At 73.1% G+C, this 12,933-nt stretch carries 7 protein-coding genes; 4 read left to right on the forward strand and 3 right to left on the reverse strand.

What is annotated here, in order from left to right; all coding sequences use genetic code 11:
• The first annotated feature begins 48 nt into the window (after positions 1 to 48).
• A complete protein-coding gene (locus tag QMC84_RS14965) occupies positions 49 to 1,989 on the forward strand; it encodes a bifunctional UDP-sugar hydrolase/5'-nucleotidase (RefSeq protein WP_300375929.1) in 1,941 nt (646 codons plus the stop codon).
• Between the two features lie 103 nt (positions 1,990 to 2,092).
• Positions 2,093 to 4,873 (forward strand): ExeM/NucH family extracellular endonuclease, encoded by a 2,781-nt coding sequence (locus QMC84_RS14970; RefSeq protein ID WP_300375931.1) that lies wholly within the window; start codon positions 2,093 to 2,095, stop codon positions 4,871 to 4,873.
• A 36-nt stretch (positions 4,874 to 4,909) separates the two neighbouring features.
• On the opposite strand, the gene QMC84_RS14975 is transcribed toward QMC84_RS14970, so the two are convergent.
• Positions 4,910 to 6,679 carry a glycoside hydrolase family 15 protein gene (locus QMC84_RS14975; RefSeq protein WP_300375933.1) on the reverse strand — a complete coding sequence of 590 codons (1,770 nt, stop codon included), beginning with the start codon at positions 6,677 to 6,679 and terminating at the stop codon, positions 4,910 to 4,912.
• Positions 6,680 to 6,715: 36 nt separating this feature from the next.
• On the opposite strand from QMC84_RS14975, the gene QMC84_RS14980 reads away from it, so the two are divergent.
• Together QMC84_RS14980 and QMC84_RS14985 are read left to right on the forward strand one after the other, a co-directional pair.
• Positions 6,716 to 7,204 (forward strand): CinA family protein, encoded by a 489-nt coding sequence (locus QMC84_RS14980; protein ID WP_300375935.1) that lies wholly within the window; start codon positions 6,716 to 6,718, stop codon positions 7,202 to 7,204.
• Positions 7,205 to 7,239: 35 nt separating this feature from the next.
• A complete protein-coding gene (locus QMC84_RS14985; protein ID WP_300375937.1) occupies positions 7,240 to 7,509 on the forward strand; it encodes a helix-turn-helix transcriptional regulator in 270 nt (89 codons plus the stop codon).
• Here the strand turns inward: QMC84_RS14985 and QMC84_RS14990 are convergent, their stop codons facing one another.
• Positions 7,510 to 8,301, reverse strand: coding sequence for a DNA-formamidopyrimidine glycosylase family protein (locus QMC84_RS14990; protein ID WP_300375939.1), 792 nt, complete (start codon positions 8,299 to 8,301; stop codon positions 7,510 to 7,512).
• Positions 8,294 to 12,898: an ATP-dependent helicase gene (locus tag QMC84_RS14995; RefSeq protein WP_300375941.1), complete on the reverse strand. Its 4,605-nt coding sequence runs from the start codon at positions 12,896 to 12,898 to the stop codon at positions 8,294 to 8,296. Before QMC84_RS14995 ends, QMC84_RS14990 begins: the two co-directional genes overlap by 8 nt.
• Positions 12,899 to 12,933 lie beyond the last annotated feature (35 nt).

A 12,933-nucleotide genomic window follows, 5' to 3' on the forward strand; every position in this document is an offset into this window, starting at 1 on the left:
GCCCTCACCGCCACTGCCGGACTCGCGCTCGTCGCGACGTCCACCACCATGATCACGACGCCTGCGAGCGCCGCCGACCCGGTCGACATCCAGATCGTCGGCACCAACGACTTCCACGGGCGGCTCCAGCCGGACCGGGACATCCCGGGTGCCGCCAAGTACGCCGGAGCGATCGAGGCGCTCCGTGCGGAGAACCCGAACACAATCTTCGCAGCCGCCGGCGACCTGATCGGAGCGACCACGTTCGACTCCTTCATCGCCCAGGACAAGCCGACCATCGACATCTTCAACGAGATGGACCTCGACGTGTCGGCAGTCGGCAACCACGAGCTCGACAAGGGCTACGACGACCTCGTCGACCGGGTGATGGCCCCCTTCGACGCCACGACCAACCCCAAGGGCGGCGCCGGCTGGACCTACATCGCCGCCAACCTCGACGAGCCCGGGACCGCCGACGAGATCGCACCGTCGTGGACCAAGGACGTGGCCGGCGTGACGGTCGGCTTCGTCGGCGCGGTCACCGAGCACCTGCCCGAGCTGGTCAGCCCCGACGGGATCGAGGGTCTCGTCGTCACCGACATCGTCGACGCGACCAACGAGGAGGCGGCCGAGCTCAAGGCGGCCGGCGCCGACGTGGTCGTGCTGCTCGTCCACGAGGGCGCGCCGTCGACCGACTGCGCCACGATGGACGACGACCCGACGTCCGACTTCGGCTCGATCATCAACGGCGTGAGCGGCGACGTGGACGCGATCGTGTCCGGCCACACGCACCTCAACTACAGCTGCTCCTTCCCGGTCGCCTCCTGGGCCACCGACGCGACGCGCGTCGTCAAGGACCGCCCCGTCGTCTCGGCCGGTCAGTACGGCGCGTTCTTGAACAAGCTCGACTTCTCGGTCGACCCGGCCACGGGCACCGTCCTGGCCGTCACGAACGAGAACCTCAACATCAACACGGGGACCTACGAGGCGGACGCCAATGTCAAGGCGATCGTCGACCAGGCCGTGGCCGATGCCGCGGGCCCCGGCTCCGCGGTGCTCGGCCAGCTCGGTGGCGCGTACAAGCGGGCGACCAAGGCCGACGGCACCGAGAACCGCGGCGGCGAGTCCACGCTCGGCAACTTCGTGGCCGACGTCCAGCGGTGGGCCACGCGCAAGGACACGTTCGGAGGGGCGCAGATCGCGTTCATGAACCCGGGCGGCCTGCGCAAGGACATGGTCGGCAACGCCGATGCCGGCTACCCGGCAGGGGTGACCTACCGGCAGGCGGCCGACGTCCAGCCGTTCGCGAACACCCTCGTCAACAAGCAGTTCACCGGAGCGCAGATCCGGCAGATCCTCGAGCAGCAGTGGCAGCCCGAGGGCTCCTCGCGGCCGTTCCTCCGCCTGGGCACCTCGCGCGCGTTCAAGTACACCTACGACCCCGACGCGGCCGCCGGTGAGCGGATCGGCACCATGTGGCTGCGCGGTCAGGTGATCGAGGACGACGCGACCTACTCGGTCACGGCGAACAGCTTCCTCGCCGGAGGCGGTGACAACTTCACCGCGTTCAAGGACGGCACCAGCTCGCGTGACACGGGCCAGACCGACCTCCAGGCGATGGTCGACTACATGGCGGTCCACGGCGCCGACAACCCGGCGACCCCCGTCTGGAGGCAGCACGCGATGGGCGTGAACTGGATCTCCGACAACATCGTGCAGCCGGGCTCGCGGCGCGTGAAGCTCGACGTCTCCTCGTGGGCCTTCACCGGCGTCGGCGACGTCCAGGACACCAAGATCTTCGCCCGCATCGGGCAGAAGACCCTCGACCGCTTCGCGGTCGACAACACCATCGTCGCGCTCGAGGACGTGCTCTCGGCGTACGACGAGACGGGCACCGCGCGGGTCGCGCTCGGCGTCCCCGCCGACAAGACCGGCACCGTCACGCTGCGCCTGGTCGGGAACAAGACCGGCACGGTCGTCAAGGTCCCGATCCGCGTCAAGCGGCGATAGCAGCACCACAACCGTCGGGGCCCGCCGCCAGGCGGGCCCCGACGTGGCCATCCCTCGATGGCTCAGGCGTCACTCCACCCACTCGGAAGGTTCCCTCATGTCCATGACGTCTCGGACGTCGCGGCGAGGGCTGGCGCTGGTCGCCGGTCTCGCTGCGGCGACCACCGGTCTCACCCTGGCCCCGTTGCCGGCTGCCCAGGCCGCCAGCACCGGCCTGGTGATCAGCGAGGTGTACGGCGGTGGCGGCAACAGCGGCGCCGCGTACACCCACGACTTCATCGAGCTCTACAACCCCACGTCCGCGCCGATCTCGGTCGACGGCATGTCCGTGCAGTACCGAAGCAGCGGCAGCACCGCCCCTGCGTCCGGGGTCACCGCGCTGAGCGGGTCGGTCCCCGCCGGCGGGCACTACCTGATCCAGGAGGCCGCCGGCACCGGCGGTACGACGGCCCTGCCGGCACCGGACGCGACCGGGTCGGTCGCCATGAGCGGCTCCGCGTTCACCGTCTGGCTCGCCAGCGGCACGACCGCGCTCGCCCCGACCGCCGACGGCGCCACCGTGCGCGACGGCATCGTCGACCTGGTCGGCATCAACAGCAACACCTACGAGACGGCCAAGGCAGCGGGGCTGAGCAACACCACCTCCAGCAGCCGGATCGCACCCGATGCCGACAACAACTCGACCGAGTTCACCGCCGGTGCGCCGGACCCGCAGAACAGCGGCGGCACGACCGAGCCTCCGGCGGAGCCGACCGAGGCGACGATCGCCGAGATCCAGGGCACCGGCGACACCTCACCACTGGTCGGCGACACGGTCGTGACCGAGGGCGTGGTCACCGCGGCGTACCCGACCGGCGGCTACAACGGCTTCTACCTCCAGACCCCGGGCACACCGGACACCCCGGGCGCCTCGGACGCCGTCTTCGTCTACGGCTCCGCCGCGACCGCGACGGTCGCGATCGGCGACAGCGTCGAGGTCACCGGCGCGGTCAGCGAGTTCAACGGCACCACGGAGATCTCGGCGACCGCGGCCGACGTGGTCGACCTCGCGACCCCGCTGGGCACCGTGGCCCCGCTCGACGCACCGTGGAGCGACCTCGACACGGCGACCGAGAAGGAGTCCCACGAGGGCGAGCTGGTCGCGCCGCAGGGCGCGTTCACCGTCAGCGACAACTACGACACCAACTACTACGCCTCGTTCACCCTCGCCGCCGGCGACCACCCGCTGGTCCAGCCGACCGACGTCGTCGACGCGCAGGACACCCCCGCGGTCGCCGCGATCCAGGCCGACAACGCCGCCCGCATGATCACGCTCGACGACGGCGCCAGCATCAACTTCAACTCCAGCGCGAACAAGGGCATCCCGCTGCCGTGGCTGTCCCAGGACAACCCGGTCCGCATCGGGTCGGCCGTCACGTTCCACGAGCCCCTGGTGCTCGAGTTCCGCAACAGCATGTGGAACCTCCAGCCGACCAGCCGGGTGACCGGCGCCGGCACCGAGGTCGCGACCTTCACCAACACCCGCACCGCAGCGCCCGAGCCCGTCGGTGGCGACATCCGGCTGGCGACGTTCAACGTGCTGAACTACTTCCCGACCACCGGCGCCGACTACGAGGCCGCGGGCCTGGGGACCTGCACCTACTACAACGACCGGGCCGGCAACCACATCACCGTGAACCGGTGCGGCACCGACGAGTCGCCGGGCCCGCGTGGCGCGGCCGACGAGACGAACCTCCAGCGCCAGCAGGCCAAGATCGTCGCGGCGATCGACGAGCTGGGCGCGAGCATCATCTCGCTCGAGGAGATCGAGAACTCGGTGAAGTTCGGCCTCGACCGCGACTACGCCGTCTCGACGCTCGTCGACGCCCTCAACGCCGCGGCCGGCTCGACGGTCTGGGCGTACGCCCCGTCGCCGGACGCCGCCGATCTGCCGACCGTGGCCGAGCAGGACGTCATCCGCACGGCCTTCATCTACAAGCCGGCCGACGTCTCGCTGGTGGGACCCTCGGACGTGCTCACCGGGTCGGCCGCGTTCGCCGATGCCCGCGAGCCGCTCGCGCAGGGGTTCAAGGCCACCGGCGCTCCGGACGCCGACGCGTTCGCCGTGATCGTCAACCACTTCAAGTCCAAGGGCTCGGGCGTCGACGACGGCACCGGCCAGGGCAACGCGAACCCGGACCGGATCGCGCAGGCCGAGGCGCTCAGCGACTTCGCCGACCAGGTCGCCGCGGGCCTCGACACCGACCAGGTGTTCCTGACCGGTGACTTCAACTCCTACACCGAGGAGGACCCGCTCCAGGTCCTGTACGGCGACGGCTACGACAACCTCGAGTCGACGACCGACCCCGAGGAGACGACGTACAGCTTCGACGGCCTGGCGGGCTCGCTGGACCACGTGCTGGCCAGCCCGGCCGCCGCGGCGATGGTCACCGGGGTGGACATCTGGAACATCAACGCCGACGAGTCGATCGCGTTCGAGTACAGCCGCTACAACTACAACGCGACCGACTTCTACGCCCCCGGCCCCTACCGCGCCTCCGACCACGACCCCGAGATCGTCGGCATCGACCTGCCGGCCATCGGGCCGGTCGCGTCGACGGTGACCGCCGAGGACACGACCGTCGTGTTCAGCAAGGAGCGCCCGGAGATCGCCGTGACCGTGACGGCGGACGGCGTCGTGCCGACCGGCGAGGTGTCGATCCTCGACGGCGACCAGGTGCTCGGGACCGCCACCCTGTCGGACGGCGCCACGGTCGTGGTGCTGCCGAAGAGGGCCCTCAAGCGCGGCAGCCACGTGCTCACGGTGGCCTACTCCGGCGACCAGGCCGTCGCGGCCGGCAGCACCACGGTCCGGGTGCGCGTCACCAACCCCGCGGGGCACTGACCCACCGCGTCGACCCGCCCGGAACGTTCGGGCGGGTCAACGCGGCTCGAGGTCGAACGCCGCGCGCACCAGGGCCAGGTGGCTGAACGCCTGCGGGAAGTTGCCGATCATCCGGGCGCGCGCGGCGTCGTACTCCTCCGGGAGGAGCCCGACGTCGTTGGCCAGGGCGCACAGGCGGTCGAACAGGGCGTGCGCGTCATCGGTGCGCCCGCACCCGGCGTAGGCGGAGACCAGCCAGAACGAGCAGGCCAGGAACGGGTGCTCGTCGCCCGGCAGGCCGTCGACGCCGGTCTCGGTGCGGTAGCGCAGCACCAGGCCGTCGCGGATCAGGTCCTTCTCGATCGCCGCGATCGTCCCGAGCATCCGGGGGTCGTCGCCGGCCACGAAGCCGATCTTGGGGAGCACCAGGAGCGAGGCGTCGACGGCGGTGGTGCCGTAGTGCTGGACGAAGGTCCCGCGCTCGGCGTCGAAGCCGCGCTCGAGGACCTCGGCGTGGACCGTGTCGCGCAGCTCGCGCCACTGCTCCACCGGCCCGTCCAGGTCGAAGTCCTCCACCGCGCGCACCGCCCGGTCGAACGCCGCCCACACCATCGCCTGGGAGTGGGTGAACCGCTGCTGCGGCCCGCGGATCTCCCACAGCCCGTGGTCCGGCTCGCGCCAGGTGCGGGCCAGGTTCTCCATCAGTGCCAGCTGGAGGGCCCACCCGTTGCGGTCGACGTCTCCGGTCGCCTGCCGGGTCTGCTCGAGGGCGATCATCACCTCGCCGACGACGTCGAGCTGGCGCTGGAGGGAGGCGCCGTTGCCGATCCGGACCGGCCGCGAGTCCTGGTAGCCGGGCAGGTGGGCGAGCTCGAGCTCGGTGATCCGCCGACTCCCGTCGACGGCGTAGACGATCTGGAGATCCGCCGGGTCGCCGGCGACCGCGCGCAGCAGCCAGCCGCGCCAGAGCTGCGCCTCCTCGGTGTAGCCGGCCTCGATCAGGGCGCCGATCGTGAGCGCGGCGTCGCGCAGCCAGCAGAAGCGGTAGTCCCAGTTGCGCTCCCCGCCCGGGTCCTCGGGCAGTGAGGTGGTCGGCGCGGCGACGATCCCGCCGGTCTCGGAGTCGGTCAGCAGCCGCAGCGTGAGCAGCGAGCGGCGCACGAGGTCGGAGTGCGGCACGTCGGTGCGGCACCGCCGGGCCCACTCCTCGTCCTCCGCGACAGCGGCTTCCACGCGGTCGTCGATCTGGCCGAGGTCGCGCAGCGGCAGGTGTGAGGGCAGCCAGGTGGTGGAGAACGTCAGGACGGCGCCCTCGTCGACGTCGAACTCGTCGGTGTGCCGGTGGTCGTTGGCCCGGGGGAGCCGCGGGCCGCGGAGCACGAGACGGTCGGGGCCGCCGATGGCCGTGATGACCGCCTCGCCGTCGACCGTCTGGCGACGCACCCAGGGCAGGACCGCGCCGTAGTCGAGCCGCACGACCCACTCGTGGCGGACCCGCACCGTGCCGTGCACCCCGCGGATCCGGCGTACGACGTCGGAGCGGCGGTCGCCCGGCGGCATCACGTCGGTCAGCGTCACGACGCCGGTGGCCGTGGTGAACGTCGTCTCCAGGGCCGAGGAGCCCCCGACGTAGCGACGGCTGACCTGGTAGTCGTCGACCGGGCACAGCTGCCAGTGCCCGTGGTCCTCGGTGCCGAGCAGGGCGGCGAAGCAGGCCGAGGAGCCGAAGCGGGGCAGGCACAGCCAGTCGATCGAGCCGTTCGTCCCCACCAGGGCCCCGGTCTGCCGATCGCCGACCAGCGCGTAGTCCGCGATCGGTTGCGCCATGCCGCGAGGTTAGCCGGGGTGGCTAATCTGACTGCCGTGACGGACCTGCTCACCCGCGTGCACCTACTCCTCCGGGCCGCCGGCCACACGATCGCGACCGCGGAGTCCCTGACCGGGGGCCGGCTCGCGGTCGCGCTCACCGACGTGCCGGGCGCCTCCGAGACCTACCTCGGCGGGGTCGTCACGTACGCCACGGAGATCAAGTCCTCGGTGCTGGACGTCGACGACGCGATCATCGAGCGGCACGGGGTCGTGTCCGCCGAGTGCGCCCGCGCGATGGCGTCGGGGGTGCGTGCCCTGATGGGCGCGGGCTTCGGGATCTCCACCACCGGCGTCGCTGGCCCCACCGAGCAGGAGGGCAAGCCGCCCGGCACGGTGTTCATCGGGATCGCCGGGCCTGGCCTGCTCGAGGTGGTCGCGCTCGAGCTGAGCGGTGACCGTGGCAAGATCCAGCGGCGCACCTGCGAGGAGGCGTTCGAGGCGTTGGAGGCGGTCCTGCGACGGGAAGAAACGCCCCTCGGGTAGCGTTGTTCGTACTGTTCCACGGAGAGGAGACGCGCATGGTGCTGTTTCGTCGGCTGCTCGGCGATGTGCTGCGCGACCTGCGGATGCAGCGCGGCATGACACTGCGCGAGGTCTCCGCCGAGGCCCGGGTCAGCCTGGGCTACATCTCCGAGATCGAGCGCGGCCAGAAGGAAGCCTCCTCCGAGCTGCTCGCCTCCCTGTGCGCGGCCCTCGACGTGCCCCTCTCGGACGTGCTGCGCGAGGTGTCGGACGCCGTCGCGCTCGAGGAGACCGCGAGCGCGCTCGCCGTCGTCCCCGCTGCCTGATCATCGGCGCGGCTGGCAGGCGGGGCACCAGTAGGCGACCCGCTCGCGGCCCGGCTCACCGAGCTGGCCGTGCGCGATCGTCGTGCCGCACCGCAGGCAGCGCTCGCCGGAGCGTCCGTAGACCCAGAGGCTCCGGCCCCGGCGCTTGTCCCCGGTGGTGCAGATCTGTGCCTGGTGGCGGTTCCGGTCCAGCATCGAGTGCGCCAGTCGGACCAGCCGCAGCGGGTCGGCGACCACCGGGACCGGGTCGCGCGGGTCGTAGCCGGTGAGGAAGCACAGCTCGCTGCGGTAGATCGTCCCGATGCCGGCGAGGTTGCGCTGGTCCAGCAGGGCCTCGCCGAGCGGCCGGACCGGGTCCGCGGTGAGCCGGCGTACCGCCTCCTCCGCGTCCCAGTCCGGGCCGAGCAGGTCCGGCCCCAGGTGGCCGACGACGTCGTCCTCACGCTCGCGGGGGAGCAGGTCGACCACGCCGAGCTGGAACCCGACCGCGCTGCGGCTGCCGACGTCGAGCACCACCCGGGCCAGGTGGGCGGGCTTGGTCCAGCGCTCGCCGGCACGGTAGACGCGCCACGACCCCTCCATCTTCAGGTGGGTGTGCAGCGTCCAGTCCTGCTCGTGGGCGATCCGGGTGAGCAGGTGCTTGCCCCGGGAGACGGTCTCGACGACGGTGCCGCCGGACAGGTCGGCGGTGGCGTGCTGAGGGACCCGGAGGTCGGTGCGCACCAGCCGCTGCCCGTCGAGCGCGCGGCGCAGGCGCTCGGCGGTGCGCCAGACGGCGTCGCCCTCAGGCACCGGCGACCGTCCGGAGCCGCAGGCCCTTCGGGGTCGCGACGAACCCGGCGGCCTGGAGCGCCTCGCGCAGCGGGGTCGACCCGGAGCCGAGCAGCTGCTCGCCGTCGACGCGCTCGACGGTCATCCGGCCCAGCGAGCCGCGCCGTGCGGCCTCGGCCAGCGAGGCGGCGGCCGGCCCGAGCAGGTCCGGCTCGTCGGTCCAGGTGAGCAGGGTGCGGCCGCCGCGCTCGACGTACAGCGTCAGGACGCCGTCGACCAGCACCACGATCGCACCGGCCTTGCGGCCGGGTCGGTGGCCGCGCCCATCGGGGGTCGAGCCTGTCGAGGCCGGCCAGGGCAGCGCGGCGCCGTAGGGGTTGGCCGGGTCGGTCGCGGCCAGGGCGGCCGCCATGGGCTTGCCGTCGGTGCTCCCGGTGGTCGAGCCTGTCGAGACCGAGTACGTGCGCAGCCGGTCGACCGCCCCGGCGGTGCCGAACTGGGCGGCGCCGAGGCCGGCGACGAAGTAGCCGCGCCGGCAGCGACCGGAGTCCTCGAACGCGGAGAGCACCTTGTAGACCGCGGCGAAGCCGCCCGGCACCCGTTCGCTGACCACGGCCCCGCGGGTCACCACCCCGTGGCGCTCGAGCAGTCGCTCCGCGGTCGCGTGCGCGCGCCGGGTCGGGTCGGTGTCGAGTGCGGGCAGCAGCGCCCAGCGGCCGGCCGTCTGAGGCGGGCCGGTGCGCCCGGGGCGGCCGGTCCGCGGCGGGGGGCGCCTGCTGCGGTGGCTAGGGGTGCCGGACCGGGTGAGGGCGCGCAGCGGGGTGAGCGTGTCGTTGCTGATCCGGCCCGCCCAGACCAGGTCCCACAGCGCCGCCGAGAGCGTGGCGTCGTTGGTGGACCCGACGGCGTCGGAGAGCTGGCGGAAGAACCAGGCGCCGCCGGGGGCCAGGGCGTCGAGGACGGCCTGATGGAGCTCTCCCCAAGATCCAGGGGACTGCTCGAACGGCGAGTGCTCGGGGAGCGTCAGGTGCGCCTGGTCGGCGAGGTGCAGCGAGACCCAGCCGTCGGCTCCGGGCAGTGCGGCGTGGCCGGCCCACAGCACCTCGCCGGAGGCGGTCAGCTCGTCGAGGTACGAGGGTTCGTAGTCGACCACCCGCGAGGCGAGCACCAGCGGCTCCAGCGCGGAGGCGGGTACGGCGCAGCCCGCGAGCTGGTCGACCACGGCCAGGACCCCGTCCACGCCGCGCCGTGCCCCGCGGGTGGTCGACCCCGTCGCGACGTGCTGCCACGCGGCCAGGAACCGGCCCAGCGCCTCCGGCTCGACCGGCTCGATCTCCTGGCGCAGCCTGGCCAGGGAGCGGCGGCGCAGCCGGCGCAGCACCTCGGCGTCGCACCACTCGGTGCCGCTGCCGGCGGGCCGGAACTCCCCGTCGAGCACCCGCCCGTGGGCAGCGAGCCGCTGGAGGGTGTGCCGGACCACGGCGGCTCCGAGGCCCAGGCGCACGGCGACCTGCTCGGCCGTGAACGGACCGTGGGAGCGGGCGTAGCGCGACACCAGGTCGCCGAGCGGGTCCTCGACCGGGTCGGTGAACGCGTCGGGGGTGCCGGGTGGCACCGGCACGCCCAGGCCGTCGCGCAGCCGGCCGACGTCCTCGACCACCGCCCAGCGCTCCTCGCCCGCCATTCGGACCTGGACCAGTCGCCGGGCGCGGCCGAGCGCGTCCAGCCACGGGCCGACATCGGCACCCGGGAGGCACCGAGCCGCCACCTCGTCGGTGCTGAGGGGGCCGATCAGCCGGACCAGGTCGACGACGCCCTCCGGGTCGCGGGCCCGGCGGTCGGGGGCGAGCCGCTGGAGCTCGGCCTCGACCTCGGCGAGCACCTCGGGGTCGAGCAGCTCGCGCAGCTCGGCCCGACCCAGCAGCTCGGCCAGCAGGCCCTGGTCGAGGGCGAGGGCGGCGGCCCGGCGCTCGGCGATGGGGGAGTCGCCCTCGTACATGAACTGCGCGACGTAGCCGAACAGCAGGCTGCGTGCGAACGGTGAGGGCTGATGGGTCGCCACGTCGACCACCTGGACCTCGCGCCGGTCGACGCCGCGCATCAGCGCGAGCAGGCTGGGGAGGTCGTAGACGTCCTGGAGGCACTCGCGCACGGCTTCGAGCACGATCGGGAACGAGGGGTACTTGACGGCGACCTCGAGCAGCGCGGCCGAGCGCTGCCGCTGCTGCCAGAGGGGAGAGCGGCGGCCGGGGTCGCGGCGGGGGAGCAGCAGCGCCCGGGCGGCGCACTCGCGGAACCGGGAGGCGAACAGCGCGGAGCCGCCGACCTCGGTGGTGACGATCCCCTCGATCTCGTCGGGGTCGAAGACGACCACGTCGCCGCCGGGCGGCTCGGCCTCGGTGTCGGGGATGCGGATCACGATGCCGTCGTCGGAGGCGACCGCCTGGCCGTCGACTCCGTAGCGCTCGCGCAGGCGGGCGTTGATCGCCAACGCCCACGGCGCGTGCACCGGGGTGCCGTAGGGGGAGTGCACGACCAGACGCCAGTCGCCGAGCTCGTCGCGGAAGCGCTCGACGAGCAGCGTGCGGTCGCTGGGGAGCACGTTGGTGGCGTCGAGCTGCTCGTGCAGGTAGGTGAGCAGGTTGCCGGCGGCGTACTCGTCGAGCCCGTCGCGTACGGCGCGCGCCGTGGCCTGGTCGCGCGGCATCGAGGCCAGCTCGCGGGTGAAGGCCCCGATCGCGGCCCCGAGCTCGGCGGGCCGGCCGAGCGTGTCGCCCTTCCAGAACGGCAGCCGGCCCGGGACGCCGGGCGCGGGCGTGACCAGGACCCGGTCGTGGGTGATGTCCTCGATCCGCCAGCTCGTCGCGCCGAGCGCGAAGACGTCACCGACCCGGGACTCGTAGACCATCTCCTCGTCCAGCTCGCCGACCCGCCGCCCGGGGCCCTCGCCCCCGACGAGGAACACCCCGAAGAGACCGCGGTCGGGGATGGTGCCGCCGCTCGTGACGGCCAGTCGCTGGGCGCCGGGGCGGCCGCTGAGGGTGCCCGTGACGCGGTCCCAGACCAGGCGTGGGCGCAGCTCGGCGAACTCGTCGGAGGGGTAGCGGCCGCTGAGCAGGTCGAGGGTGGCGTCGTAGGCGCTGCGCGGCAGCTGGGTGAACGGCGCGCTGCGGCGGACCAGGTCGAAGAGCTCGTCGGCCGACCAGGCGTCCAGGGCGGTGGCGGCGACGACCTGCTGGGCGAGCACGTCGAGCGGGTTCGCCGGGACGCGCAGGGACTCGATCGCGCCGGTGCGCATCCGCTCGACGGCGACGGCGGTCTGGGCGAGGTCGCCGCGGTGCTTGGGGAACAGCACGCCGCGGGAGACCTCGCCGACCTGGTGGCCGGCCCGGCCGACGCGCTGGAGCGCGCTGGCGACGCTGGGCGGGCTCTCGATCTGGATCACCAGGTCGACCGCGCCCATGTCGATGCCGAGCTCGAGGCTGCTGGTCGCGACCACGCAGGGCAGCCGGCCGCGCTTGAGGTCGTCCTCGATCAGCGCCCGCTGCTCCTTGGACACCGAGCCGTGGTGGGCCTTCGCGATCACGGTGGTGCCCGGATCGCCGGTCGAGCTCGTCGAGACGCCGGACTGCGCCATCAGCTGCGCCGGACTTCCGGTGGTCGAGGTGCGAGCGGAGCGAGCCTCGAGGCCGCCGCCCTCCTGGGCCCGCTCGGTCGCGATCTCGTTGAGCCGGGCGGTGAGCCGCTCGGCCAGCCGCCGGGAGTTGGCGAAGACGATCGTGGAGCGGTGCTGCTCGACCAGGTCGACGACGCGCTCTTCGACGTGCGGCCAGATGCTCTGGGCGCGCTGCGGGTCGTCCTCGTCCTCGTCGTACTCCGCTGGTGCGGTCATGTCCTCGACGGGGACGACGACCTTGAGGTCCCACTGCTTCTCACTCGGCGGGGCCACGATGTCGACCGGGGCGGTGCCGCCGAGGAACCGGGCCACCTCCTCCAGCGGGCGCACGGTCGCGCTGAGGCCGATCCGCTGGGCCGGACGCTCCAGCAGCGCGTCGAGCCGCTCGAGGCTCACCGCCAGGTGGGCGCCGCGCTTGCCGCCGGCGACGGCGTGCACCTCGTCGACGATCACGGTCTCCACGCCGCGCAGCGACTCCCGGGCCTGGCTGGTGAGCATCAGGAACAGCGACTCGGGGGTGGTGATCAGGATGTCCGGTGGGCTGGTCGTGAGCTTGCGTCGCTCGGCAGCCGGGGTGTCGCCCGAGCGCACGCCCACGCGGACCTCGGGCACCGTCGTCCCGAGCCGCTCCGCGGTGTGCCGGATGCCGGCCAGCGGTGCCCGCAGGTTGCGCTCGACGTCCACCCCGAGGGCCTTGAGTGGGGAGATGTAGAGCACCCGGCAGCGGTGCCGCTTGTCGTCGGGCGGCGGGGTGGTGATCAGCCGGTCGAGGCTCCACAGGAACGCACTGAGCGTCTTGCCCGAGCCGGTGGGTGCCACGACCAGCGCATGCCGGTCGGCGCCGATCGCCGCCCAGGCCCCCTCCTGGGCCGGGGTCGGCGTCGCGAACGCCGCGCCGAACCAGGTGCGGGTCGGCTCGCTGAACCGGTCGAGAGCGCTCACCCGCCCATCCTCGCCCACGGCACCGACAGTCGGGG

Origin of the sequence: Nocardioides sp., from assembly GCF_030019515.1 — a bacterium.
Classification (GTDB): Bacteria; Actinomycetota; Actinomycetes; order Propionibacteriales; family Nocardioidaceae; genus Nocardioides.